Source organism: Pelagerythrobacter marensis, from assembly GCF_036700095.1.
GTDB lineage: Bacteria > Pseudomonadota > Alphaproteobacteria > Sphingomonadales > Sphingomonadaceae > Pelagerythrobacter > Pelagerythrobacter marensis_A.
The window spans coordinates 1,899,112-1,923,090 of the sequence record NZ_CP144918.1; the positions used below are offsets into that span (position 1 = coordinate 1,899,112).

The following is a 23,979-nucleotide window of genomic DNA, read 5'->3' on the forward strand; positions in this document are numbered from 1 at the left end:
CAAAGGACTCCATTTTCGCGAAGCGAACCCGGCGCTCAAGTAGCGCGAAGCGCGGTAGCGCAGAAAGGAATCCATTTTCGCAAAGCGAAAATGGTGCCGGCTGCAGGATTCGAACCCGCGGCCCCCTGATTACAAATCAGGTGCTCTACCAACTGAGCTAAGCCGGCGCTGCGCCCTCGGGCGGCGAAGCCTCGGGGCAGTCGAGAATTCGCCCTTTGCGTCAAAGCGCGCCGAAGGTCCAGCCCTCCGTACGCGCGATGTCGTCGGACAGGCCGGCGGGGCGCCAGCGATCGGGCCGGTCGGCGACATGGCGCAGCCAGGCCGCGGCGAGAAGTGCGTCGCTGGCATGGTCGTCGATCGGCCCGCACCCGCCGGTGGCGGGTGAGCCGAACGCGGCGAGGGCATCGTCCAGCTCCGCATGGCTGCGTATCTTGGCGCGCCCGGCGCTGCGCCCCGCCTCCAGCGCAGCGAGGGACGTGTAGATTTCCACCGCGACCGATCCCGCCGGCGGCAAGGGATCGATCGGCCAGACCGGCAGGCTGTCGCGCAGACGGTGCAACATGCGCATCCCCGTCAGGCTGGATTTGCCGACTTGCGCAGCACCCACCAGATTGAAGTTGGAATAGGGTTTGCACCCCATCGCGGCCTGCGCGTTCTCGGTTGCGCGGAAGCGGCCGCGGCCGTGGCTCGCGCCATCGCAGCGAAACCGTGTGCCCTCGCGCGCGCCATGGCGGCGGAAATAGGGGGCGAAGGCGGGGTGATCGACAAAGCTGCCCGCGCCCAGATGCGGATCGTCTGCGCAGATACGCTCGACCAGTGCCCAGAGACGATGGGCGTCGGGCGGTGTGTCCGCAAGGCCCGGAAAGAATGCCCCGCAATCGGCAAAGGGTAGCGAAATGCCGAGATCGAGGCCGACCAGCGTGTCGCGCGGCAGATCGTCGCGCAGCAGGGCCAGGACTTCGGCTCGCGACCAGGCGCGTCCGCGGTCCACCAGCACCGGTGGGCCGCCGTTCGCGTCGGCCAGCGCAAGGGCGATCCCGCGGTGCCGCTCTCCCGCCGCGCCCGACCAGTCGATGGCGAGGAAATGAGCGAAACGCGCCACTTAGCCCAAGCGCCGCTGTGCATGAGGTCCCCGCCACTCACGCGTCACCGCGCAGCTCCCGCCGCCGCTTGTCCCAGTAATCGAGCCGTTTGCGTACTTCGCGCTCGAAGCCGCGCTCGACCGGCTGGTAATAGGCTTGCGGCTCCATCTCCTCGGGCCAGTAGTCGGCGCCGGAGAAGCCGCCCTCGGCGTCGTGATCGTAGGCGTAGTCCTTGCCGTAGCCGATATCCTTCATCAGCTTCGTCGGCGCGTTGAGGATCGATTGCGGCGGCATCAGGCTGCCGGTTTCCTTCGCGCTGCGCCAGGCCGTCTTCTGCGCCTTGTAGGCGGCATTCGATTTGGGTGCGGCGGCGCAGTAGAGGCAGGCCTGGACGATCGCCAGCTCGCCTTCCGGGCTGCCGAGGAATTCGTAGGCGTCCTTGGCCGCAAGGCACTGCGCCAGGGCCTGGGGATCGGCCAGCCCGATATCCTCCACTGCCGCGCGGACCAGGCGGCGCAGGACGAACAGCGGATCTTCCCCCGCCACCAGCATCCGCGCGAGGTAATAGAGCGCAGCTTGCGGGTCCGAACCGCGCAGGCTTTTGTGCCAGGCGGAAATCAGGTTGTAGTGTCCTTCGCGATCCTTGTCGTAGACCGCGACGCGGCGCTGGAGGAAACTGCCGAGTTCGGCGGGGCCGAGCGGTTCATCGACCCCGGCGGAATAGAGCGTTTCCGCCTGATTGAGCAGGAACCGCCCGTCGCCGTCGGCGCTGGCGACCAGCGCGGCGCGGGCCTCTTCGGTCAGGGGAAGGGGGCCTTCCAGCGCCTCGGCCTTGTCCAGCAGGCGGCCGAGTGCCTCGGCATCGAGCCGGTGCAGGATCAGCACCTGGGCGCGGCTGAGCAGCGCTGCGTTGAGTTCGAAACTGGGGTTTTCGGTCGTCGCGCCGACCAGGGTCACCGTGCCGCGCTCGACGAAGGGCAGGAATCCGTCCTGCTGCGCGCGGTTGAAACGGTGGATCTCGTCCACGAACAGCAGCGTGCGCTGGCCCGCCTCGGCCGCGCGGTCGGCCTCGGCAAAGGCCTTCTTCAGATCGGCAACACCGGAAAAGACCGCGCTGATCGCGACAAAGCGCATGCCCACCGCGTCGGCGAGCAGGCGCGCGATGCTGGTCTTGCCCGTGCCCGGCGGCCCCCACAGGATCATGCTCGACAGCTTGCCCGCCGCGACCATGCGCCCGATCGCGCCGTCCGCCCCGGTCAGGTGTTCCTGCCCCACCACTTCGTCCAGCGCGCGCGGGCGCAGGCGGTCGGCAAGCGGGGCGTCGGGGCGCGGCGCGTCGGGCGGAGCGTCTTCGGGGAGCGTGTCGGGAAAGAGATCGGCCATCGCGAGCTAGATAGGGGCGCCTGCGCGGCGGCGCGAGACCCTCTTGAAATTCGATAGGTCTAAGATATATCGTGAAGCAGCTTGAGAAGGAATCGACTCATGTATAGCCATTGCCATCGCAACCACCGTCGTCGCGATCCCTCGACCGGCCATCGCTGGAACTGGAAGGCCGGCTTCGGCGCCGAAGGCCCGTTCGGCCCCAAGGGGCCTTTCGGACCAGATGGACCGTTCGGGCCGGGCGGCCCCTTCGGCGGAGGGCGCGGCCCCCGCCGCGGGCGCATGTTCGGCCATGGCGAACTGCGCCTGGCCCTGCTCAAGCTCCTGGCCGACGAACCGCGCCACGGATACGAGTTGATCAAGGCGATCGAGGAACTGACCAGCGGCGCCTATGCCCCCAGCCCGGGCGCGGTCTATCCGACGCTGCAATTGCTGGCGGACGAAGGCCTGATCGCGGAGCAGGACGATGCGAGCCCGCGCAAGGCCTTCCGCGCGACCGATGCCGGCCGGGCGGAGCTGTCGGACAAGGCCGAGGAAGTCGAGGCGCTGTTCGAGCGGCTGGCCGCCCACGGCGAGCGCGAGCAGGGCGGCCGCTCGCCCCATCTCTGGCGCGCGATGGGCAATCTCGCCAACGTGCTGCGGCATCGGGCCCGTTCGGGCAAGCTTGACCAGGCGACGATCGATTCCATTGTCGATATGATCGACGAGATGGCCAAGAGGATCGAACGCCTATGACAATCCGCAGCACCGCCCGCGTCCCGACAACCGGCGGCTCCCGCTATCTCCAGCAGCTGTGCAAGCACTGGGCGCACACCATGCCCGTCGAATACGACGAGCGGGAAGGTCGGGTGACGTTCCCCGCCCGCGGCCGCAGCGGCAACTGGGCGGGGGATGCCGTGCTGACCATGACCGCCGGGCCCGAAACGCTCGACTGCACGATCGCCGCGAGCGAGCCGGGCCAGCTCGAGGCGCTGAAGGACGTGGTTGCCCGCCATCTCGATCGCTTCGCGTTTCGCGAGGCGCCGCTGACCTTCGACTGGCGCGATTCCTGAGCTTGCTGGCGCACGGGTGGCGGGAATGGTATTCTCGCCGCCGGGTCGCGGGGAGAGAGGGTTCGAAAATGGTGGAAGCTGCCAGCAAGACGCCGTGGCACCTGTGGGTGGTGGGCGTGCTCGCCACGCTGTGGAACGCGTTCGGTGCGAACGATTATACGCAGACCCAGATGGGCAATCGCGACTATTTCGCGATGATGGGCTTCGATCCGGCGACGACCGACGCCGCCTTGCGCTTTTTCGGCGATATGCCCGCCTGGGCAAGCGCCGCCTGGGCGCTCGGCGTCTGGGGCGGGCTTGCCGGATCGATCCTCCTGCTTCTGCGCAGCCGCTGGGCGATCGCGGCTTTCGCCGTGTCGGTGGTCGGCCTTGTCGGCTCGACGATTTTCCAGTGGCAGGTCGCCATGCCGGCCGAGCTTGCCGAGCTGAACAACCCGGCGATGTTCGCGGTGATCTGGGCCGTGGCGCTGCTGCTGCTATGGTATGCCTGGAGAATGCGCCAGCGCGCCGTTCTGCGGTAAATCAACCCGATTTCGCCGCGACCAGGCGAAGATAGCTGTCGGCCACCGCCTGGTTGATCGCATCCCACGCGAAATCCTTGCTCCGCGCTTCGCCGGCGGCGCCGTGGCGCGCGCGCAGAGCCGCGTCGGTGCAGTAAGGGGCGAGCGCGTCGGCGAAGGCGAGGGGGCACCCCGGCGGCACCAGGTGCCCGGTCGTGCCGTCCTGAACCAGGCTCGCGCTGCCGGTCGCGCCGGCCGCCACCACCGGCAGACCGCAGGCCATCGCCTCCAGCGTGACGTTGCCGAACGTCTCGGTGATCGAAGGGTTGAAGAACACGTCGCCGCTCGCGAGCGCGCGGCCGAGGTCGGGGCCGGTCTGGAACCCGACAAATATCCCCCCCGGCAGCGCGCGTTCGAACCAGCAGCGGGCCGGGCCGTCGCCGATCACCAGCACCCGGTGCGCGATTTGCCGCCGCCGCAGTTCGACGATCGCCTCGGCGAAGATGTCGAGGCCTTTTTCCATGACCAGCCGGCCGAGGAAGACGATCGCCACTTCGTCGTCGGCGATGCCACGGTCGCGGCGCCAGGCGGGATCGCGGCGCGCGGATGCGAAGATCGTGCGATCGACACCGCGGGTCCAGAGCGAGATGTCGTCGTTCATCCCCTGCTCGCGCAGCGTATCGATCATGCTTTGCGACGGGGCGACCAGCGCGTCGCAACGCCGGTAGTAACGGCGCAGGATCGCCTCCAGCGCGGGTTCGGTGAAGCCGAGGCCGTAATAGCGGGGGTAGGTTTCGAAGCGGGTGTGGACCGATGCCAGAACCGGGATGTCGCGCGCCCGCGCCCAGCGCACGGCAGCGTGCCCGGTGAGATCGGGGGACGACGTATGCACGACATTGGGCGCGAACCGCTCCAGATCGGCGAGGTTGTCGTTCGACAGGCCGAGCGGGAACCGGTATTCGGGCCGCCCGGGGATCGCGACGCTGGGCACGCCGACAAGGTCGCCGGTGGGGGCGAAGGCCGGCTCTTCCACCATCGGGGCATAGACGCGCACTGCCGCCCCCTGGCGCAGCAGGTAACCCACCAGCCGGTTGAGCGCCTGGTTCGCCCCGTCGCGTACGTAGTTGTAATTGCCGCTGAACAGGGCGATGCGAAGATCTGCGGTATCCATGGTCGGCACGGCCATAAGCGGACCGGATCGGAATGGCGAGAGGGTCGCGCGGCAAATGTGGCCCGCCCGGCCGATGAAATGCATCACTGTCCTTGACTTGTTGCAACGCAACATTATTGCCGCGTTTGGGCCACGCGGTCCCAACGCCGCGCGTGCTCTCTGCAAGGAGAGAATACATGACTGACCTTACGCCTCCGGCGCGCAAACCTGCGCGGCCGCAGTTCTCCTCTGGCCCCTGTGCGAAGCCGCCGGGCTGGTCCCTCGAAAAACTGTCCGCCGAATCGCTCGGCCGTTCGCACCGCTCCAGGCTGGGCAAGGCGCGCCTTGCCTATTGCATCGATCTGATTCGCGAAGTGCTCGAAGTGCCCGAGACCCACCGGATCGGCATCGTGCCCGGGTCGGACACCGGTGCGGTCGAAATGGCGATGTGGACCATGCTGGGCGCCCGTCCGGTGACCACGATCGCGTGGGAAAGCTTCGGCGAAGGCTGGGTCACCGACGCGGTCAAGCAGTTGCGGATCGATCCCACGGTGATTCGCGCCGATTACGGCGAACTGCCCGATCTGCAGCAGGTCGACTGGGGCCACGACGTGATCTTCACCTGGAACGGCACGACTTCGGGCGTGCGCGTGCCGGACGGCGAATGGATCGCGGCAGACCGCGAAGGCCTGGCGATCGCCGATGCGACCAGCGCCGTGTTCGCGCAGGACATTGCCTGGGACAAAGTCGATGTCCTGACCTTCTCGTGGCAGAAAGTGCTCGGCGGGGAAGGGGCGCACGGCGTGCTGATCCTGGGCCCGCGCGCGGTCGAGCGGCTGGAAAGCCACACCCCGCAGTGGCCGCTGCCCAAGGTCTTCCGCCTGACCAAGGGCGGCAAGCTGATCGAGGGTATCTTCCGCGGCGAGACGATCAACACCCCCTCCATGCTGGCGGTCGAGGACGCGATCTTCGCGCTCGAATGGGGCAAGTCGATCGGCGGGCTTGCCGCGATGAAGGCGCGCGCCGATGCCAATGCCGCGGCGCTCGACGCCATCGTGCGCGAACGCGACTGGCTCGGCCACCTGGCAGCCGACCCGGCGACGCGCTCGAACACCAGCGTCTGCCTGACGGTCGAGGGCGCGGACGGCGATTTCGTCAAGAAGTTCGCCGCACTGCTGGAAGAGCACGACGCGGCTTACGACATTGCCGGATATCGCGACGCGCCGCCGGGTCTGCGCGTCTGGTGCGGCGCCACGGTCGATACCGCCGATATCGAGGCGCTCGGCCCCTGGTTCGACTGGGCCTGGGCGACGCTCAGGGCCTGAAGGCAGGCGCTTTCCCGCTTCCCCCGACGATATTCTGCACGAGGCCCGGCCAGCGGCCCGGCCCTGCCAAGGAACCGATCATGACCAAACCCAAAGTTCTCATTTCCGACAAGATGGACCCCAACGCCGCGCGCATTTTCGAAGAGCGCGGCTGCGCGGTCGATGTGAAGCCCGGCATGACGCCCGACGAACTCAAGGCCGTCATCGGCGAATACGACGGGCTCGCCATTCGCAGCGCGACCAAGGTGACGCGCGAGATCCTCGATGCCGCGCCCAACCTCAAGGTCATCGGCCGCGCGGGGATCGGGGTCGACAATGTCGATATCCCCTATGCCAGCGGCAGGGGCGTGGTGGTGATGAACACCCCGTTCGGCAACTCGATCACCACCGCCGAACACGCGATCGCCATGATCATGGCGCTGGCCCGCCAGATCCCGGCCGCCAACGCGCGCACGCAGAACGGCGAATGGCCCAAGAACGACTTCATGGGGGTCGAGGTGACCGGCAAGACGCTGGGCCTGATCGGCGCCGGCAATATCGGCTCGATCGTGGCCAGCCGCGCGCTCGGCCTGCGGATGAAGGTGGTCGCGTTCGATCCGTTCCTGACCGCCGAGCGCGCGGTGGAGCTGGGGGTCGAGAAAGTCGATCTCGATACCCTTCTGGTGCGCGCCGACTTCATCACGCTGCACACGCCGCTGACCGATCAGACGCGCAATATCCTCAGCGCCGAGAATATCGCGAAGACGAAAAAGGGCGTGCGGATCGTCAACTGCGCGCGCGGCGGGCTGATCGACGAGGCGGCGCTGAAGGACGCGCTCGACAGCGGCCATGTGGCCGGGGCCGCGCTCGACGTGTTCCAGACCGAGCCGGCGAAGGAATCGCCGCTGTTCGGAACGCCCGGTTTCATCTGCACCCCGCATCTGGGCGCCAGCACGACCGAGGCGCAGGTCAACGTCGCGCTCCAGGTCGCCGAGCAGATGGCCGACTACCTCGTCAACGGCGGTGTCACGAACGCGCTCAACATGCCCAGCCTCAGCGCCGAGGAAGCCCCCAAGCTGCGCCCCTATATGGCACTGGCCGAAAAGCTGGGCAGCCTCGTGGGGCAACTGGCGCACGGCAATCTCGTCAGGATCAGCATCGAGCGCGAAGGCGCGGCGTCCGAACTGGCCGGCAAGCCGATAGAGGCGGCGGTCCTCGCCGGGCTGATGAAGCAGTATTCGGACAGCGTGAACATGGTCAACGCGCCCTATCTGGCAAAGGAGCGCGGGCTCGACGTGCGTTCCGTCCGGCACGAGCGCGAAGGGGCCTACAACACCCTCGTGCGCGTCACCGTGGGCACGAGCCAGGGCGACCGGTCGGTGGCCGGGACTCTGTTCGGCAACGACAATCCGCGCCTGGTCGAGATCTTCGGCATCGGGATCGAGGCCGATCTGACCGGCGACATGCTCTATATCGTCAACGAGGATGCGCCGGGTTTCATCGGGCGCATCGGCACGCTTCTGGGCGAGAACGGGATCAATATCGGGACCTTCCATCTCGGCCGTCGGCCCAATGGCGCCGGCGCCGGGGGCGAGGCGGTCCTGCTGCTCTCGGTCGACCAGCCGATCCCCGAAGACGTGGTGAAGAAGGCCTGCGCGCTCGAGGGCGTCAAGGTCGTGATGCCGCTGGCGTTCTGATCCGGCCCGGGCGCTCCCGGGGTTGACCCGGGAGCGTTCCCGGCACAGGCGGACCCGGCAAGCGCCGTCCGGGATCGCCCCTGCGGCAAGGGAAGACTTGGACATGACCGACCCCGACGATCTCCTGCCCGAAGGCCTCGAAGACAGCCTTCCGGCCGAAGCGGCCCGGCTCACGGCTGCCATGCGCGGCGCGCTCGACGTGCTCGATTCGCACGGATACGACCGGGTGCGCCCGCCGCTGGTGGAGTTCGAGCGCTCGCTGGCCGGGCGGATGGACGGGGTCAGCCCGCGGCGCATGTTCCGCTTCGTCGACCCGGCCAGTCTGCGCACGCTTGCGCTGCGGAGCGATATGACCCCGCAAGTCGGCCGGATCGCCGCCACCGGGCTTGCCCGCGCACCCCGGCCGTTGCGCCTCAGCTATGCCGGCGAAGTGGTCAGGATCAGCGCGGACCAGCTCGACCCGGCGCGCCAGCGGCTGCAGCTCGGCGCCGAGCTGGTCGGCAGCGACGGCCCCGAAGCCGCCGGCGAGCTGGTCGCGCTCGCGGTGGAGGCGCTGTCGGCGGCCGGGGCGCGCGGGATCTCGGTCGATTTCACGATGCCCGATCTCGTCGATACGCTGGCAGCCTCGGCCTTGCCCGTCCGGCCCGACCGGATCGAGGCCGTGCGGCGCGAACTCGACATGAAGGACGCAGCCGCGCTGCGCGAAGCGGGGGGCGAGGGCTACGTTCCGCTGCTCTATGCCGCCGGCGCGTTCGACGATGCCATCGCGCGCGTGGCCGCGCTGGACGGCGCCGGGGTGCTGGAAAGCCGGATCGCGGGGCTGCGCCAGGCGGCCGCGCGCGTCCCCGCCGGCGTCCGCTGCACGCTCGACCCGACGGAACGGCACGGGTTCGAATACCAGTCGTGGTTCGGTTTCACGCTCTACGCCGCCGGATCGCGCGGCGCGGTGGGGCGCGGCGGAACCTACTGCATCCGCGGCAGCGAGGAGCGTGCGACCGGGTTCTCGCTCTATCTCGACGCGCTGCCCGATTGCGGCGATGTCGCCGCGCCGCGCCAGACGCTGTTCCTTCCGCTCGGCCACGATCGCGATGTGGCCGCCCGGCTGCGGGCGATAGGCTGGCGCACGGTCGCCGCATTGACCGAAGGCGAAGACCCGCGCGCGCTCGGCTGCACCCACCGGCTGGAAGGCGCCGAGACGGTCGCGGTCCAGCCATGATGCGTGTTCGGGGCGCGATGCCGCGGCTTGACTCGCCCGCACCAGCCGCTTTAACGCGCCGGGCGCATTCGGGGCCGGGCTGGCCCCTCCATCCCCGTCCCCTGGTCGAGTCCTGTCGAAGGACCATGAGGATTTCCCCGGCAGGGGAAGAGGTGCAAGCATGGCCAACGTAACCGTAATCGGCGCCCAGTGGGGCGACGAGGGCAAGGGCAAGATCGTCGACTGGCTGGCCAGCCGTGCCGATGCTGTGGTCCGTTTTCAGGGCGGGCACAATGCCGGGCACACGCTGGTGGTGGGCGACAGGGTCTACAAGCTCAGCCTGCTCCCCAGCGGGATCGTGACCGGCACGCTTTCGGTGATCGGCAACGGCGTCGTGCTCGACCCGTGGGCGCTGAAGGCGGAGATCGAAAAGCTCGAAGGGCAGGGCGTGACGATCACGCCCGACAACTTCGCGATCGCCGACAACTGCCCGCTGATCCTGCCGCTTCACCGCGACCTCGACGGCTTGCGCGAGACCGCGGCGGGTGCGGGCAAGATCGGCACCACCGGCCGCGGCATCGGCCCGGCTTACGAGGACAAAGTGGGCCGCCGCGCGATCCGCGTGTGCGATCTGGCCCACCTCGACCATCTGGAACCGCAGCTCGACCGCCTGTGCGCGCACCACGACGCGCTGCGCGCCGGGTTCGACCAGCCGCCGGTCGACCGCGAGGCGCTGCTTGCCGACTTGCGCGAGATCGCCCCCTTCGTGCTGCAGTTCGCGCAGCCGGTGTGGAAACGGCTCAAGAAAGTGCGCAAGGCCGGGGCGAAGATCCTGTTCGAAGGGGCGCAGGGCGTCCTGCTCGACGTCGATCACGGCACCTATCCCTTCGTCACCAGCTCGAACACGGTCAGCGGGACCGCTGCCGCCGGTTCGGGGCTGGGGCCGGCCAGCACCGGCTTCGTGCTCGGCATCGTCAAGGCCTATACCACCCGCGTGGGCAGCGGGCCTTTCCCGACCGAGCTGAACGACGACGTCGGCCAGCGGCTGGGCGAGCGCGGGCACGAGTTCGGTACCGTGACCGGGCGCCAGCGGCGCTGCGGCTGGTTCGATGCGGTCCTGGTGCGGCAATCCTGCGCGATCAGCGGCGTCACCGGGATCGCGCTGACCAAGCTCGACGTGCTCGACGGGTTCGACACGGTGCGCATCTGCACCGGCTATCGCCTGCACGGGAAGATCATGGACTATTTCCCTGCGCACGCGGCGGATCAGGCGGCGGTGGAGCCGATCTACGAAGAGATGGAGGGCTGGCGCGAAACCACCGCGGGCGCGCGCAGCTGGGCCGAGCTGCCGGCGCAGGCGATCAAATATATCCAGCGGGTGCAGGAACTGATCGAAACGCCGGTGGCGCTGGTCTCCACCAGCCCCGAACGCGAGGATACGATTCTGGTGCGCGATCCGTTCCTCGACTGACGCGATTACTCCATTCTTGACTTAATCCTGTTTTGTTCTAGCTGTGTTCTGCGGTAGAGCACAGGGAGCAGAACATGGGTCAGGTGGACTTCGCGTACGAGATGGCGGGAAATGTGGGTGCGAGGCCGACGGTGGCGGTCTTTGCCGATCGGGCGGACTTGCGGCACGAGATCGGCGAGGATGCGGCTGCGGCCGGCTTGCGGATGGACCGGGCCGGCGCGATCGCGTCGCTGGACGAAGGGGGTGTTCGCCCCCTGGCCGACGTGGTGATCGTCGACTGCCCGGTTGCGGAAGCGGCGGCTCTGGCGACGCTGGCCCGGCTGGACATTCGCGCCGCCCGGTCCGGCGCCCAGCTCGTCGTCTCGACCACGATGGACGCGCTCGATGCCGTGTTCGGCTGTCTCGACCAGTCGCATGCGCAGGTCCTGGTGGAGCCTGCCAGGGGGGAACGCATGGTTGCGCTCGCGCGCGCGCTGACATTGCTCCCCGGCTCGCGGGTGCGCGAATTGTCCGAGGAAGACCGGCTGACCTTGCTGCGGCTGACCGAACAGGTGAGCGAGATTGCCGCGCAGATAGAACGCCTTTCGGCGGGCCTGCCGAAAGGCGAAGGGGCCTTCCGGTTCGAATCGCCGGCGGACGATTTTCGCAGCGAAGAGGAAACCGCCGAACGCAAGCTGCTGCGCGAAGCGCGTCCGCCGCTGCCCGATCCGCGACTGGTCCGGCAGATCATCCGCCATCGCCGTATGCGCGATCGCTTTTTCGATCCGGCGCTGTTTGCCGATCCGGCATGGGACATTCTCCTCGATCTCACCGCGGCGCGGGCGGAACACGCGCGCGTTTCCGTCACCAGCCTGTGCATCGCCAGCGGGGTTCCGCCGACGACCGCCCTGCGCTGGATCGGCCAGATGGTCGATTCCGGGTTGCTCGAGCGGGTCGAGGACGAAACCGACCGCCGGCGCGCCTTCATCGCCCTGTCCGATCGCACGGCGGAGGCGATGGCGCGTTATTTCCAGGAAATCGGCAAGGCGGCGGACAAGCTGGTCTGAAGCCGGTCTTGCGGACGGCGAAAGCAGCTTCGTTCCCTCCGCGTCCGGTGCAGGCGGGCCAGGCCGCCGGTACACCGCCCGATACCCTCCGAGCCCCAGCGCAGGCTGGGGCCTCAGGCCGCTGGCGTGTCGCCGGTAACCCTCCGCGCACCCACGCAGGCGGGGACCAGGCCGCCGGCGCTATGTCCGATACCCTTCCGAGCCCCAGCGAAGGCTGGGGCCTCAGGCCGCTGGCGCTGCGCCCGATAGCACGAGGTCCCAGCCTGCGCTGGGACTCGGGAAGGGGGTCAGGTTATGGCAAAAATGGCTTGACAATTATAACCTATTGGGTTATAGGAGCCCCGCCAGTCCACTCTGGCACACAGCGACGGGGGCGGAGCGTGTACGCGTCACGCAGGCCGCTTCGTCCAGACGGCCGGTGCCTCGGGGGGCTAGTGACCTTCAGAGAAAGCCCCCTTTGCCGGTATGCGAGGAGTTTTCGGGGGACCTGTCCCTTTCCGCCCTGCGGTGGGCCTCAACGCCGCAGAGCCAGGGACACCCCCGACGGATACGGTGCCGGCGAGCCCTGGCCGTATCTCGCCTCGCAGCCCTCAGGGCCGAGCGAAAGGTTGCCGTAACCCCTTTCGCCGTTCGCAACGATGTTACCAAGGCAACCCTGTGACGCCCAGGTGGCAATCCTGTGATGCCCAGGCGGCACCGGCCGATTCCGTCCGCTTGCCTTCATGCCCCGGCGCAAGGTCCGCATTCGCCAGCGGATGGTGGGGTGTGCCTGCTTGCCTGCTTTTCCGTTTCTCTCCCCCCTCCGTTTCCCCCCCTCTCCGATCCCCAGCGCAGGCTGGGGTCTCGTGCTAGCAGGCGACACGCCAGCGGCCTGAGGCCCCTGCCTTCGCAGGGGCTCGGGAAGGTATCAGACGCAGCGCCAGCGGCCTGAGGCCCCAGCCTGCGCTGGGGCTCGGGGAGGTAGCGGCCCGGGAGCCCCCGGCCTTAGCTGTCGGCACGCCGGCGCAGCACGAGAGTCAGGCCCGTGGCGGGAAGCTCTGCCGGCGGCTGTGCGTCTGTGTCCAGCGGCCGGCGAACCGCGTCGGCGCGCGCGCGGTCGAGGATTGCGGGGGGGACGCGGGAGTCGTGGAGCACCGTGTCCGCCTGGCCCAGCCAGCGCGCTTCGCGCAAAGTGAGGTCGTCGGGATCGTCGCTTGCCAGATCGATCTCGATCGGGGCAACCGGCTTCTCGTCGCTCGCGTCCTGCAGCCACGATGCGACGCGATCCGCCGCCACCCCGCGCAGCGGATCGAGCGCGCCCCCCTCGGCCAGCGCGGCATCGAGCGCGCGCCGGCGGTCGGCGGCGTCGGGAAAGCGGCTGCGAAGCACGTCGCGCGCGGCATAAAGCGCTTCGGCAAGTTGCCCCAGCGGGGGCGGCAGAACGGCTTCGAGCCGCAACCGCAAATGCTTGGCAAGGCCGGCCGATGCACCGCCGGTTCCGACCGCCACCAGCACCGGATTGCGGTCGAGCACGCTCGGCACGGTGAAGTCGCACAAGTCCGGCCGGTCGGTCGCGTTGACCAGCAGGCCGCGCGCTTTCAGCCGCCGGACTGCGGCTTCAGCCTCCCCTGCGTCGTCGATAGCCACGAAAGCGAGGCGCGCATGGTGCGCCTCCGCCTCGCCGCAGCAGGTGCCGCCGGCGCGTTCGACCAGCCGCCGTTTCGCGTCCGCCGCATCGCCTTCGCCCAGCACCACGACCCGGGTGCCGGCGATGCGATGGAAGAGCGGCAGGCTTCTCATAACCAGTCGGGCACCCGTTCCACGTCCATGATCGTATCGGCCGGAATGCGGTCGGCGACGACCGCGAACCGGTTACCGTCCACCAGCACTTCGGCCACGAAGCCGCGGCTGTTGTAGCTCGAGGCCATCGTCGCGCCATAGGCACCGGCGGTGCGGAACACCGCGAGGTCGCCGGCCGAAAGCGCGTCGGTCTCGCGGTCCATCGCGAAGGTATCGCCGGTCTCGCAGATCGGGCCGACGACATGCGCGGTCGCTTTCTCCCCGCTGGGCGCAACGGCTTCGATATCGTGCCAGGCGCCGTACATCGCGGGGCGGGCGAGATCGTTCATCGCCGCGTCGACGATCACGAACGGAGGGCCGTTGCCGCTGCGCTTGGTGCGGATCACGCGGGTCAGCAGGACCCCGGCGTTGCCGGCGATGACCCGGCCCGGCTCGAACGTCAGCCGCACGCCCCAGTCGCGCGTGACCCGCGCGACCATTGCGCCGTATTCGGCCGGGGAGGGCATGACCTCGCCCGCCTTGTAGGGCACGCCGAGACCGCCGCCGAGATCGGCGTGGGTGATCGTATGCCCCTGGCCCCGCAGTTCCGCGATCAGCCCGCCGAGCTTGGTGAAGGCGCTTTCGAGCGGCTCGAGATCGGCGAGCTGGCTGCCGATGTGGACGGCCACGCCGCGCATATCGAGCCCGGCCTCGTCCGCCAGCGCGGCATAGACCGCGCCGGCGCGGTCGAGCGGGACGCCGAACTTGTTCTCGCGCTTGCCGGTGGAGATCTTCTCGTGCGTGCGCGCATCGACATCGGGGTTGACCCGCAGCGCGCAGGCGGCCGTCCGCCCGATGCGCCGCGCGATGGCGGCCAGCTCGTACCCCTCTTCCTCCGATTCGATGTTGAACTGCCCGATCCCCGCCTCCAGCGCCTGGACCAGCTCGTCGTGCGTCTTGCCGACGCCGGAAAAGACCACGTCCGCCGGGGCCATGCCCGCGGCCAGGGCGCGCGTCAGCTCGCCGCCGGAGACCACGTCCGCGCCATAGCCTTCCTGCCGCAGGACGCTGAGCACCGCGAGGTTGGGATTGGCCTTTACCGCGAAAGCGACATGGGCGTTATCGAGGCCCGACAGGGCTTCGCGAAACACCCGCGCATGGCGCACCAGCGTGGCGCGCGAATAGACGTAGACCGGCGTGCCCACCGCCTGGGCGATGTCCGGCAGCGGTACGTCCTCGGCATGGAGAATGCCGTTCCTGAGTTCGAAATGATCCATGCGCGGCCGCTTAGCGAGAGGAAGGGGGACAGTCGAGCAAGCCTTGCTTGCCCGGCGGATATGCCGGCATCCGTCGGGGGGGGGCGGGGGGGCGGGGCGTCGATGCGCGCTATTCGGGCGGCAGGTCGAAGGGGTCGTCTTCCCGTTCTTCGGAGCGCTTGCGCAGCTCCACGCTGCGTTCGGGCGCCGCCTGCGGCTCGAGCGCGAGGAGATCCTCCGGCTCCGGCCGGACTTCCGCCCCGTAGGGGGCGGGGGGCAGCGAGCCGCCCGCCGGCGGTTCCAGATCGGCGCGTTGTCCGCAGCCTGCGAGCAGGGCGGCCAGAGCGGCCAAAGCCAAGGGAGGGAAGATCCGGCGCATTATCGCTCCATGCCCAGCGCCTTGTGCGCTTCGTCGACGCGCTGCCTTACCTGATCGGGCGCGGTCCCGCCATAGGATGCGCGCGCCGCGACCGAGGCATCGACCGAGAGCGCGGCATAGACCCCTTCACCGATGCGCGGATCGATCGCCTGCAACTCGTCGAGCGAGAGCTTGTCGAGCGCGACGCCGCGCTCTTCCGCCAGCTTCACCGCGGCGCCGGTGATATGATGCGCCTCGCGGAAGGGAATGTCCGCCTCGCGCACCAGCCAGTCGGCGAGGTCGGTTGCGGTGGCGAAGCCCATTTCGGCCGCCGCGCGCATCCGCGCGGTGTCGAACGTGCTGTCGGCGACCATCCCGGTCATGGCCGCGATCGACAGCGCCAGCAGTCCGGCCGCTTCGAACACCGGCGGCTTGTCGTCCTGCATGTCCTTCGAATAGGCGAGCGGCAGGCCCTTCATCGTCACCATCAGCGCGGTCAGACAGCCGACGATGCGCCCGGCGTGGCCCCGGACCAGCTCCGCCGCGTCGGGGTTCTTCTTCTGCGGCATGATCGAGCTGCCCGTGCTCAGCGTATCGGGCATTCGGATGAAGCCGAACGGCTGGCTGGCCCAGAGGATCATCTCTTCCGCCAGCCGCGACAGGTGCAGCGCGCACTGGGCGGCGGCCTGGAGGTAGTCGATCGCGAAATCGCGGTCGGACACGGCATCGAGGCTGTTCGCCGTCGGCCGGTCGAACCCCAGCGCCTCGCAGGTCGCCTGGCGGTCGATGGGAAAGCCGGTGCCCGCCAGCGCGGCGGACCCCAGCGGGCATTCGTTGAGCCGCGCGCGCGCATCGGCAAACCGGCTGCGGTCGCGGCGGATCATCTCGTAATAGGCCATCAGGTGATGGCCGAGCGTGACCGGCTGGGCTGTCTGGAGGTGGGTGAAGCCGGGCATGACGCTGCCCGCGTGCTCGCCCGCGCGCGTCACCAGCGCCCGCTGCAGCGCCGCCAGCCCGGCATCGGCCTGGTCGATCGTCTCGCGCACCCAGAGGCGGAAGTCGGTCGCCACCTGATCGTTGCGGCTGCGCGCGGTGTGGAGCCGCCCGGCCGCCGGGCCGATCAGTTCGGCGAGCCGGCTTTCGGTGGTCATGTGAATGTCTTCGAGGTCCCAGTCCTCCGGCACGCCCTCGGCCGCGTACTCGGCCGCGACGGCGTCCAGGCCGCGCGAAATGGTATCGGCGTCCTCTCCGGTGACGATTCCCTGTGCCGCGAGCATCGCGACATGGGCCTTGCTGGCGGCAATGTCGTGCCGCCAGAGCGCCTTGTCGAACGGGATCGAGGCGTTGATTTCGCGCATGATCGCGCTAGGGCCTTCGGCGAAGCGCCCGCCCCACATCGCATTGGATCCGCCCGTGTCGTTCTTGTCGTCGTTCCGGTTGTCGTTCACGTGTGTCGCCCTGGCTCTGGTTCTGGCCGGCTGCGATAGGCAAGCGCCGGAGGCGGCGCAAGGCGAGGGCGCGTCGGCGGAAGACAAGGCCGGCCTGGCCGGCATCTTCGACCGCAGCCATGCAGGCGACCTGATGCCGGCGATCGAAGTGGTCGACCCGGACGGCGAGACGTTCAATCTCGCCGCCGCGCAGGGCACGCCGGTCCTGCTCAACCTCTGGGCGACCTGGTGTGCGCCCTGCGTCAAGGAAATGCCCCAGCTCGACGATCTTGCCGGCGAATATGGCGACAGCTTGCGCGTCGTCACGGTAAGCCAGGATATGGGCGGCGCGGAGAAAGTCCGCCCCTTCTTCGCGAGCATGGGCTTCGATCATCTCGAACCGTGGATGGAACCCGACCTCGAACTGGGCTTTGCGCTCGAGAGCCAGAGCCTGCCGACCACCGTGCTCTATGACGCGAGCGGCCGCGAAGTGTGGCGCGTTGTCGGCGAGCACGACTGGTCCGGCGCCGACGTGCGCGAGGCGATCGCCGAAGCCGTCGACTAACCGGTCGTGCGCGGCGGCGACGGGGCAGGGGACGTCCCGATCGTCGGGCGCCACCTGGCGCTGCAGAGCGCCGGTGGATCGGTCGGCCGCGCACGATCCCTATATTTCTCGTTCGCTGTTCCAGAATTGCGAACGACGGCGTGGGTCCGGTTCCCTGGTGGGCGGTGACGGGTTCGAACCGCCGACCCCCTCGGTGTAAACGAGATGCTCTACCAGCTGAGCTAACCGCCCCATGGGAAGCGCCAGCACATAGCGTGCATTGGCGGAGAATCAATTGCCGTTGGCCTCGCGGCTTTGCGGCGCTAGGGCGCGCTGGGTATGAACCGACCGCATATCCGCATCCTCGCCACGGGCGGCACGATTGCCGGGTCCGCCGGATCGGCGCTGAAGCGCGGTTACCGGCCCGGCCAGATCGGGATCGCCGAGATGGTGGCCCAGGCGCAGGCGCTGGGTCTGGAGGCCGAGCTGGACGGGCACGAAGTGGCCGCAGTCGGTTCGCAGGACATCGGCTGGCGCGAATGGCAGGCGCTCCACCGCCACATCGCCGATGCCTATGCCGACGACGGGGTGGACGGCGTGATCGTGACCCACGGCACCGACACGGCCGAGGAAACGGCCTGGCTGCTGGACCTCACGCGGCCCGCCGGCAAGCCCGTCGTCCTGGTCGGCGCCATGCGCCCGGCCGATGCGGTCGGGAGCGACGGGATGCGCAATTTCGCCAATGCCGTGCGGGTGGCGGGGGATCCCGATGCCTCGGGGCGCGGCGTGCTGGTGGTGATGGGCGACGCCGTCTTTGCCGCAAGCGACGTGCGAAAATCCGCCACTGCGCAGATCGATGCCTTCCGCGGGTTTCCGCGCGGGCCGCTGGGCCTGGTCAATCCCGCCTCGCTCGACTGGTTCGGGCCGCCGGCACGCCCCGGCGACCCGGCGCGCTTCGCCTGGCCGGAGGCGCTGCCGCGGGTGGAAATCGTCTATGCCCACGCCGACATGGATGCCGCGCCCGTGCACGCCGCGCTGGCAGCCGGATCGCGCGGGCTGGTGCTGGCCGGGCTGGGCCACGGCAATGCGCCCGCTTCCGTCATCGCCGCGCTGGCCGAAGCCGGCGTGCCGGTGGTCCGCTCGAGCCGCGTCGACGAAGGCTCGGTCGATCGCAATGTCGAACTCGACGACGATGGCCTGGGCTTCGTCGCCGCGCGCGCGCTCAATCCGCAAAAGGCGCGCATATTGCTGCAACTGCTGATTGCCGAAGGTGTCGACGAGATAGCCGCGATGCAGGCGGCGTTCGACCGGCGATAGCCATGCAAGCCCCGGCCTTCGCCGGGGCCCCCGCGTGGGGATGACTCTCTATCCCCAGGGCGTGACCAGATATTTCTCGCCCGTCTTCATCGCGCGATAATCTGTCGCCGCGTCCTTCTCCAGCATCTGCTCCAGCGTCACCTCGCGCTTGTAGTGGCTGGCGAAAGTCGTGGTGAGATTGTCGAGCACGCGCTTGCGCATCCGGCCCACGGTTTCCGCGCCCGCCTGCGCGAGGAACGGGGTTAGCAGCCAGCCCGAGAGCGTCCAGCCGAAGCCGTAGCTGGGCGTCAGGATCGTCGGGCCGAGATCGAGCCGGCCGTAGATGAACATGCGCTTCTGCTGGTTGGAGCCGTAGCGCGAATATTCGCGCATCTTGCCCACGGCGACCCGCTCCATCGCCTTGAAACAGGCATCGACCGTCTTGCCGCCGCCGATCGGATCGAACCCGTAATAGGCATCGGTCGCGTCGATCGCAGCGCAGAGCTGCTCCATGAAATCGTCGTCCGACGAGTTGACGACGTGTTTCGCGCCAAGCCCTTTCAGCAGGTCGACCTGTTCCTGCTTGCGCACGATATTGACCAGCGCGATCCCGTCTTCCTGGCAGATGCGGTTGAGCATCTGGCCGAGGTTGGAGGCGGCGGCGGAATGGATGATCGCCTTTTGCCCGTCCATCTTCGCATTCTCGACAAAGCCCAGGGCGGTCATCGGATTGACGAAAGCGCTCGCCCCGTCGCGCGCGGAGTTGTCGCCCAGCGGCAGACACATGGCGGCATCGGCGATGGCATATTGGGAGAAGGCCTGGCCCGGGACGCAGGCGACGCGCTGGCCGACGAGCGCCTGGGCCGCTTCCGAATCGCCCGCCGCGACCACCGTGCCCGCGCCCTCGTTGCCGACCGGCAGGCGCTGCCCGTGGCGGCCCTTGGCGCCCGAGTTGAAGGGTTCGGGCATATGGGCGACGAGTTTGCCGGGCGAGAACTCCGCATTGTCGATGTCCGCCTGGCCGAACAGCAGCGCAAGGTCGCTCGGGTTGATCGGCGCGGCTTCCATCTTCACCAGCACCTGGTTGCCGGTCGGGTCGGGAAACTGCGTTTCGGCGACTTCCACCGTCAGGGTGCCGTCGGCCGCGAGGGTGGTGAAAAGCTGCTTGCCGGCGGTGGTCATCGGTCGATTTCCTCTCTCTGGTTTTCGAGGCGGCTGCGCCAGCAGCTTCGCCTCCCCGGAACGAACGGTTGTGGTTTGCAACGCTCTCTAGCGACCTTCGGGGCAAGGTGCGAGACCGGATTTGACCATACCCGCGATACGAACGACGATCGGCCCGGAAGGGGTCAGGGATAGACCGCCCGCACGAAATAGAGCCCGCCGGGCGGAGCATTGAGGCCCAGCGCCTGGCGGTCGCGCGCGGCCAGCGCCTCGGCCACCTGCTCCTCCCGCCAGCGGCCCATGCCGACGAGCGCGAGGCAGCCGACCATCGAGCGGACCTGGTGGTGGAGAAAGCTGCGCGCCTCCGCCTCGATCAGCACGTCCTCGCCCGCGCGGCGGACGGCGAGGCGGTCGAGCGTCTTGACCGGGCTCGCCGCCTGACAGTGGACCGAGCGAAAAGTGGTGAAGTCGTGCCGCCCGACCAGCGCCTGCGCGGCGCGGTGCATGGCGTCGGCATCGAGCGGCTGCGGCACTTGCCACGCGCGATCCTTGTCGAGCGTGAGCGGCGCGCGGCGGTTGACGATCCGGTATTCGTAAGCGCGCCCGATGCAACTGAAGCGCGCGTGCCAGTCGTCCGGCACGATCTCGCATCCGATCACCGCGATCGGATCGGGGCGGAGAAGCGCGTTCAGCGCCTCCATCAGCCGGAACGGCTCGAACGGCTTTTCGATGTCGACATGGCTGCGCATGGCGAGCGCGTGGACACCGGTATCGGTGCGGCCCGAGGAATGGAGCGTCGCGTGCTCGCCCGTCACCGCATGGACCGCGCGCTCGACCGCTTCCTGCACGCTCGGCCCGTGCGGCTGGCGCTGCAGGCCCATGAACGGCGTGCCGTCGAATTCGAGCGTGAGCGCGAAGCGGGTCATGCCTTGCCGGGTCAGCGCGCCTCGGCGCGGGCGAGCGCTTCGAGCAGGCGCGGCTCGAACACCTCGGGCGCTTCGACTTGCGGCGAATGGCCCAGATCGTCGAAAACGACGAGTTCGCCGTCGGGGAAGCGGCGCGCCGCTTCGGGCGCGAGGGCCGGGATTGCGCGAAGCCTCTGCTGCACGTCCGGCGGCGCCTGCCCTTTGCCGAAAGTGGTCGTGTCCAGCATCCCCACCATCAGCGTGACCGGCATGGTCAGACGCTCCAGATGCTGGGAGATCGGCTGGGTCAGGATCATCTCGCTGGTCTTGGCCTGGGCGTAAGCGACGGCATCGCCGCTGGCGTACTGGCCTGCGAGCATCCGCACCCAGCGGTCGTAGCGCGGCTTCCATTCGCCGTGGTAATATGTGTCGAGCTGGTACTGGCGGATATCGTCGTAACCCTTGGCCCGCTCCTGCTCGACCAGCTTCGACAGCGGCACGTAAGGCACGCCTTCGGCCATCCGGTCGGTCAGCCCCAGCGGATTGATCAGCACGAGCTGGCGGACCGCGCCCGGATACATGTGCGCGAAATGCATCGCCAGCATGCCGCCGGTCGAATGGCCGATCACCGCGGCATCGGCGATCCCCTGCCGCTCCATCAGCGCGCGGGTGAAGGCCGCCATCATGGCGAACGTGTACTGCGCCTCGCGCGGCTTGGAGGATTTGCAGAACCCGATCTGGTCGGGAATCAGCACGCGGTAGCCGGCGGCGAGCAGCGCCTCGGCCGTGCCCTGCCAGGTCGCCCCGCAGAAGTTCTTGCCGTGCAGCAGCACGACGCTGCGGCCGTTGGGCTCGTCCGGGGCGACGTCCATGAAGGCCATCTGCGCCGCGGTATCGCCGAGCTGGACCGGCATTGTCTCCACCGGCCACGGATATGCGAAATGTTCGAGATCGACGCCCAACTGCTGGACCGCAGGGGACGGGGCCTCCGGCTGCGCGGCGGCGGGGTGCGCCAGCGCGGCGAGGCCGATGGCGGCGGCAAGGATGCGGAGAAAGGGCGGTGTCTTCATGGTCGTTCGGCTCCGGTATTGCGCGGCGTCGGGATCATTCCACCATCGTCCCTGATGGCACCGCCCTTCCGCGCAGGAAGGCCGCGACGTCCATCGCGGGCTTGCCGGCGCGCTGGATGCGGGTGGGGCGGAGCGCGGCGTAGCCGCAGGCGATGGTGAACTCGTCGTCGAGCGCCGTACCAGGCTTCCCCTCGCGCGCGACCACGTCGGCTTTCAGCACTTTGATCCGCTCGCCGCCGAGGGTGAACCAGGCGCCGGGGGAGGGGGCCATGGCGCGGATCTGGCGCTCGATCGCCTCGGCATCGTTCGTCCAGTCGATCCGCGCTTCGGCCTTGTCGATCTTGGGCGCGTGACTCGCCTGCCGATCGTCCTGCGGCACGGGCTGGAGCGCAGGAAGATCGATCAGCGTGCCGACCATCAGCTGCGCGCCGATCTCGGCCAGTTCCTCGGTCAGCTCGCCCGCGGTCTTGTCGTCGACCGGGGTGCGCGCGGTGGCGAGCATCGGGCCGGTGTCGAGCCCGGCCTCCATCTGCATGATCGTGATCCCGGTCACTGCGTCGCCCGCCAGGATCGCGCGCTGGATCGGCGCCGCGCCGCGCCACTTGGGCAGCAGGCTGGCGTGAATGTTGAGGCAGCCGTAAGTCGGCACGTCGAGCACCGCCTGCGGCAGGATCAGGCCATAGGCGGCGACGACCGCCACATCGGGTTCGAACGCCGCGAACTCCGCCTGGGCCTCCGCCGATTTCAGCGACGCGGGGTAGCGCACGGGAATGTCGCGCACTTCCGCCTCGCGCTGGACGGGCGAGGGCTGGAGCTTCTTGCCCCGGCCCGCGGGGCGCGGCGGCTGGGTATAGGCCGCGACCAGCGTGTGCCCCGCGTCCGCCAGCGCTGCCAGCGCCGGCACGGCGAATTCGGGCGTTCCCATGAAGACGATGCGCATAAGCCCGGCGGCCACCTTTCGTTGCGGGAGCGCAGGCCCTATCTCCCCCCTCATGGCATCGCAAGAGATCGAGAACCTCGCATCGGCGCTCGCGCGGCTGCCCGGGCTCGGGCCGCGCTCCGCCCGCCGTGCGGTGCTGTGGCTGGTCAAGCGGCGCGAGACGGCGCTCGACCAGTTGCTCGGCGCGATGGCCGAGGTGCGCGACAAGCTGGTCGAATGCCCGGTGTGCGGCAATATCGACACCCGGGCGCCGTGCGGCATCTGCGCCGATCACCGGCGCGATGCGCGCGCGATCTGCGTGGTGGAGGATGTGTCCGACCTCTGGGCGCTCGATCGGGCGAAGCTGTTCACCGGCAAATACCATGTGCTCGGCGGGCGGCTCTCGGCGCTCGACGGGGTGCGGCCGGAGGACCTGACGATCGGCGCGCTGCTCGAACGGGTGCGCGATGGCGGGGTGGACGAGATCGTTCTGGCGATGAACGCCACGCTGGAGGGGCAGACGACCGCGCACTACATCGCCGAACGGCTGGAGGACCTGCCGGTGCGCGTGACCCAGCTTGCGCACGGCCTGCCGGTGGGCGGCGAGCTGGACTACCTCGACGAAGGCACGCTGGCCCAGGCGCTGCGGGCGCGAAGGCCGGTGGGGTAATGTAGCGTAGCATAACAAAGCATGAGTCCCAGCGAAGGCTGGGACCTCAGGCCGCTGGCGCTCCCTGGGTTGTTTCGAGCCGGCGCTCCCCGAGCGGCCTGAGACCCCAGCCTTCGCTGGGGCTCGGAAAGCTCACTTGTCGATTGCGGCGCCGCATACTATTTTACCCCCATGGCAATCCGCGAAATTCTCGAAGTGCCGGATCCCCGGCTCAAGGTCGTGTCCGAACCGGTCACCGCGTTCGACGACGAGCTGAAGACGCTCGTCGAGGACATGTTCGATTCCATGTATGCCGCGAACGGCATCGGCCTCGCCGCGATTCAGATCGGCGTGCCCAAGCGCGTGCTGGTGATCGACCTCCAGCCCGAAGACCCGGATGCCGAGCCCGAAGTGTGCGACCACGGCGGGCATCAGCATACGCACCAGCCGACGAAGAACGAGCCGCGGATTTTCGTGAACCCGGAAATTCTCGACCCGGCGGACGAACTGGCGACTTATCAGGAAGGGTGCCTCTCGGTCCCCGACATCTATGCCGACGTCGACCGCCCGGCGACCTGCCGCGTGCGCTGGCAGGATCTGGAGGGGAACGTCCACGAAGAGCAGATGGAGGGCCTGATGGCGACCTGCATCCAGCACGAGATGGACCACCTCGAAGGCATTCTCTTCATCGACCATCTCAGCCGGCTGAAGCGGCAGATGGCGCTCAAGAAGCTGCAGAAGCTGCGCCAGGCGGCGTGA

General features: G+C 68.8%; 23 protein-coding genes and 2 tRNA genes. 12 read left to right on the forward strand and 13 right to left on the reverse strand.

Annotated features, from left to right (window positions below; all coding sequences use genetic code 11):
* Nucleotides 1-91: 91 nt before the first annotated feature.
* From V5F89_RS08960 to V5F89_RS08970, 3 genes are all read right to left on the reverse strand, one after another.
* Nucleotides 92-167: transfer RNA gene (locus V5F89_RS08960), tRNA-Thr, on the reverse strand.
* Between the two features lie 53 nt (nt 168-220).
* Nucleotides 221-1,102 carry a hypothetical protein gene (locus V5F89_RS08965; protein ID WP_338445314.1) on the reverse strand — a complete coding sequence of 294 codons (882 nt, stop codon included), beginning with the start codon at nt 1,100-1,102 and terminating at the stop codon, nt 221-223.
* Between the two features lie 37 nt (nt 1,103-1,139).
* Nucleotides 1,140-2,465, reverse strand: coding sequence for a replication-associated recombination protein A (locus tag V5F89_RS08970; protein ID WP_338445315.1), 1,326 nt, complete (start codon nt 2,463-2,465; stop codon nt 1,140-1,142).
* A gap of 99 nt (nt 2,466-2,564) precedes the next feature.
* Here V5F89_RS08970 and V5F89_RS08975 point away from each other — a divergent pair, with 99 nt between their 5' ends.
* From V5F89_RS08975 to V5F89_RS08985, 3 genes are all read left to right on the forward strand, one after another.
* Entirely contained in the window at nt 2,565-3,197 is a 633-nt protein-coding gene (locus V5F89_RS08975) for a PadR family transcriptional regulator (RefSeq protein ID WP_338445316.1), read from the forward strand.
* Complete coding sequence (locus tag V5F89_RS08980) at nt 3,194-3,514, forward strand: DUF2218 domain-containing protein (protein ID WP_338445317.1); 321 nt, start codon at nt 3,194-3,196, stop codon at nt 3,512-3,514. Before V5F89_RS08975 ends, V5F89_RS08980 begins: the two co-directional genes overlap by 4 nt.
* 68 nt (nt 3,515-3,582) lie before the next feature.
* Complete coding sequence (locus tag V5F89_RS08985) at nt 3,583-4,035, forward strand: hypothetical protein (RefSeq protein WP_338445318.1); 453 nt, start codon at nt 3,583-3,585, stop codon at nt 4,033-4,035.
* Between the two features lies 1 nt (nt 4,036).
* Here the strand turns inward: V5F89_RS08985 and V5F89_RS08990 are convergent, their stop codons facing one another.
* Complete coding sequence (locus V5F89_RS08990; RefSeq protein WP_338445319.1) at nt 4,037-5,185, reverse strand: glycosyltransferase family 1 protein; 1,149 nt, start codon at nt 5,183-5,185, stop codon at nt 4,037-4,039.
* A gap of 176 nt (nt 5,186-5,361) precedes the next feature.
* On the opposite strand from V5F89_RS08990, the gene V5F89_RS08995 reads away from it, so the two are divergent.
* From V5F89_RS08995 to V5F89_RS09015, 5 genes are all read left to right on the forward strand, one after another.
* Nucleotides 5,362-6,489 carry a phosphoserine transaminase gene (locus V5F89_RS08995; protein WP_338445320.1) on the forward strand — a complete coding sequence of 376 codons (1,128 nt, stop codon included), beginning with the start codon at nt 5,362-5,364 and terminating at the stop codon, nt 6,487-6,489.
* Between the two features lie 80 nt (nt 6,490-6,569).
* On the forward strand, nt 6,570-8,165 hold the full coding sequence (gene serA, locus V5F89_RS09000; RefSeq protein WP_338445321.1) for a phosphoglycerate dehydrogenase: 1,596 nt from the start codon (nt 6,570-6,572) through the stop codon (nt 8,163-8,165).
* 103 nt (nt 8,166-8,268) lie between these two features.
* Entirely contained in the window at nt 8,269-9,381 is a 1,113-nt protein-coding gene (locus V5F89_RS09005; protein WP_338445322.1) for an ATP phosphoribosyltransferase regulatory subunit, read from the forward strand.
* Between the two features lie 160 nt (nt 9,382-9,541).
* Nucleotides 9,542-10,831, forward strand: coding sequence for an adenylosuccinate synthase (locus V5F89_RS09010; protein WP_338445323.1), 1,290 nt, complete (start codon nt 9,542-9,544; stop codon nt 10,829-10,831).
* 74 nt (nt 10,832-10,905) lie between these two features.
* Nucleotides 10,906-11,877 carry a MarR family transcriptional regulator gene (locus V5F89_RS09015; RefSeq protein ID WP_338445324.1) on the forward strand — a complete coding sequence of 324 codons (972 nt, stop codon included), beginning with the start codon at nt 10,906-10,908 and terminating at the stop codon, nt 11,875-11,877.
* A gap of 984 nt (nt 11,878-12,861) precedes the next feature.
* Here the strand turns inward: V5F89_RS09015 and V5F89_RS09020 are convergent.
* From V5F89_RS09020 to argH, 4 genes are all read right to left on the reverse strand, one after another.
* The gene (locus V5F89_RS09020; protein WP_338445325.1) at nt 12,862-13,656 is read right to left on the reverse strand and encodes a siroheme synthase; all 795 of its coding nucleotides are present in this window, start codon (nt 13,654-13,656) and stop codon (nt 12,862-12,864) included.
* A complete protein-coding gene (gene lysA / locus V5F89_RS09025) occupies nt 13,653-14,912 on the reverse strand; it encodes a diaminopimelate decarboxylase (RefSeq protein WP_338445326.1) in 1,260 nt (419 codons plus the stop codon). Before lysA ends, V5F89_RS09020 begins: the two co-directional genes overlap by 4 nt.
* Nucleotides 14,913-15,021: 109 nt before the next feature.
* The gene (lptM, locus tag V5F89_RS09030) at nt 15,022-15,270 is read right to left on the reverse strand and encodes an LPS translocon maturation chaperone LptM (RefSeq protein WP_338445327.1); all 249 of its coding nucleotides are present in this window, start codon (nt 15,268-15,270) and stop codon (nt 15,022-15,024) included.
* Entirely contained in the window at nt 15,270-16,646 is a 1,377-nt protein-coding gene (gene argH, locus V5F89_RS09035) for an argininosuccinate lyase (protein ID WP_338447546.1), read from the reverse strand. Before argH ends, lptM begins: the two co-directional genes overlap by 1 nt.
* Before the next feature lie 16 nt (nt 16,647-16,662).
* Between argH and V5F89_RS09040 the strand changes: the two genes are divergently transcribed.
* Entirely contained in the window at nt 16,663-17,241 is a 579-nt protein-coding gene (locus V5F89_RS09040) for a TlpA disulfide reductase family protein (RefSeq protein ID WP_338445328.1), read from the forward strand.
* A 155-nt stretch (nt 17,242-17,396) separates the two neighbouring features.
* On the opposite strand, the gene V5F89_RS09045 is transcribed toward V5F89_RS09040, so the two are convergent.
* Nucleotides 17,397-17,472: transfer RNA gene (locus V5F89_RS09045), tRNA-Val, on the reverse strand.
* Nucleotides 17,473-17,559: 87 nt separating this feature from the next.
* Here V5F89_RS09045 and V5F89_RS09050 point away from each other — a divergent pair.
* Entirely contained in the window at nt 17,560-18,537 is a 978-nt protein-coding gene (locus tag V5F89_RS09050) for an asparaginase (protein WP_338445329.1), read from the forward strand.
* A gap of 48 nt (nt 18,538-18,585) precedes the next feature.
* Here V5F89_RS09050 and V5F89_RS09055 read toward each other — a convergent pair whose 3' ends face one another.
* The 4 genes from V5F89_RS09055 to fmt form a co-directional block, all read right to left on the reverse strand.
* Complete coding sequence (locus V5F89_RS09055; protein WP_338445330.1) at nt 18,586-19,698, reverse strand: zinc-binding dehydrogenase; 1,113 nt, start codon at nt 19,696-19,698, stop codon at nt 18,586-18,588.
* A gap of 164 nt (nt 19,699-19,862) precedes the next feature.
* Nucleotides 19,863-20,603, reverse strand: coding sequence for a tRNA pseudouridine(38-40) synthase TruA (gene truA, locus V5F89_RS09060; protein ID WP_338445331.1), 741 nt, complete (start codon nt 20,601-20,603; stop codon nt 19,863-19,865).
* A gap of 11 nt (nt 20,604-20,614) precedes the next feature.
* Nucleotides 20,615-21,652, reverse strand: coding sequence for an alpha/beta hydrolase (locus V5F89_RS09065; RefSeq protein ID WP_338445332.1), 1,038 nt, complete (start codon nt 21,650-21,652; stop codon nt 20,615-20,617).
* A 34-nt stretch (nt 21,653-21,686) separates the two neighbouring features.
* Nucleotides 21,687-22,592, reverse strand: a complete 906-nt coding sequence (fmt, locus tag V5F89_RS09070) for a methionyl-tRNA formyltransferase (protein WP_338447547.1) — start codon at nt 22,590-22,592, stop codon at nt 21,687-21,689.
* Between the two features lie 52 nt (nt 22,593-22,644).
* Between fmt and recR the strand changes: the two genes are divergently transcribed.
* Nucleotides 22,645-23,241 carry a recombination mediator RecR gene (recR, locus tag V5F89_RS09075; RefSeq protein WP_338445333.1) on the forward strand — a complete coding sequence of 199 codons (597 nt, stop codon included), beginning with the start codon at nt 22,645-22,647 and terminating at the stop codon, nt 23,239-23,241.
* A 171-nt stretch (nt 23,242-23,412) separates the two neighbouring features.
* On the forward strand, nt 23,413-23,979 hold the full coding sequence (locus tag V5F89_RS09080) for a peptide deformylase (RefSeq protein WP_338445334.1): 567 nt from the start codon (nt 23,413-23,415) through the stop codon (nt 23,977-23,979).

Coding starts and splice junctions, on each gene's coding strand:
- V5F89_RS08970 (WP_338445315.1), bottom strand. CDS start 2,465: ATGGCCGATCTCTTTCCCGACACGCTCCCCGAAGACGCTCCGCCCGAC.
- V5F89_RS08975 (WP_338445316.1), top strand. CDS start 2,565: ATGTATAGCCATTGCCATCGCAACCACCGTCGTCGCGATCCCTCGACC.
- V5F89_RS08980 (WP_338445317.1), top strand. CDS start 3,194: ATGACAATCCGCAGCACCGCCCGCGTCCCGACAACCGGCGGCTCCCGC.
- V5F89_RS08985 (WP_338445318.1), top strand. CDS start 3,583: ATGGTGGAAGCTGCCAGCAAGACGCCGTGGCACCTGTGGGTGGTGGGC.
- V5F89_RS08990 (WP_338445319.1), bottom strand. CDS start 5,185: ATGGATACCGCAGATCTTCGCATCGCCCTGTTCAGCGGCAATTACAAC.
- V5F89_RS08995 (WP_338445320.1), top strand. CDS start 5,362: ATGACTGACCTTACGCCTCCGGCGCGCAAACCTGCGCGGCCGCAGTTC.
- serA (WP_338445321.1), top strand. CDS start 6,570: ATGACCAAACCCAAAGTTCTCATTTCCGACAAGATGGACCCCAACGCC.
- V5F89_RS09005 (WP_338445322.1), top strand. CDS start 8,269: ATGACCGACCCCGACGATCTCCTGCCCGAAGGCCTCGAAGACAGCCTT.
- V5F89_RS09010 (WP_338445323.1), top strand. CDS start 9,542: ATGGCCAACGTAACCGTAATCGGCGCCCAGTGGGGCGACGAGGGCAAG.
- V5F89_RS09015 (WP_338445324.1), top strand. CDS start 10,906: ATGGGTCAGGTGGACTTCGCGTACGAGATGGCGGGAAATGTGGGTGCG.
- V5F89_RS09020 (WP_338445325.1), bottom strand. CDS start 13,656: ATGAGAAGCCTGCCGCTCTTCCATCGCATCGCCGGCACCCGGGTCGTG.
- lysA (WP_338445326.1), bottom strand. CDS start 14,912: ATGGATCATTTCGAACTCAGGAACGGCATTCTCCATGCCGAGGACGTA.
- lptM (WP_338445327.1), bottom strand. CDS start 15,270: ATGCGCCGGATCTTCCCTCCCTTGGCTTTGGCCGCTCTGGCCGCCCTG.
- argH (WP_338447546.1), bottom strand. CDS start 16,646: ATGTGGGGCGGGCGCTTCGCCGAAGGCCCTAGCGCGATCATGCGCGAA.
- V5F89_RS09050 (WP_338445329.1), top strand. CDS start 17,560: ATGAACCGACCGCATATCCGCATCCTCGCCACGGGCGGCACGATTGCC.
- V5F89_RS09055 (WP_338445330.1), bottom strand. CDS start 19,698: ATGACCACCGCCGGCAAGCAGCTTTTCACCACCCTCGCGGCCGACGGC.
- truA (WP_338445331.1), bottom strand. CDS start 20,603: ATGACCCGCTTCGCGCTCACGCTCGAATTCGACGGCACGCCGTTCATG.
- V5F89_RS09065 (WP_338445332.1), bottom strand. CDS start 21,652: ATGAAGACACCGCCCTTTCTCCGCATCCTTGCCGCCGCCATCGGCCTC.
- fmt (WP_338447547.1), bottom strand. CDS start 22,592: ATGCGCATCGTCTTCATGGGAACGCCCGAATTCGCCGTGCCGGCGCTG.
- recR (WP_338445333.1), top strand. CDS start 22,645: ATGGCATCGCAAGAGATCGAGAACCTCGCATCGGCGCTCGCGCGGCTG.
- V5F89_RS09080 (WP_338445334.1), top strand. CDS start 23,413: ATGGCAATCCGCGAAATTCTCGAAGTGCCGGATCCCCGGCTCAAGGTC.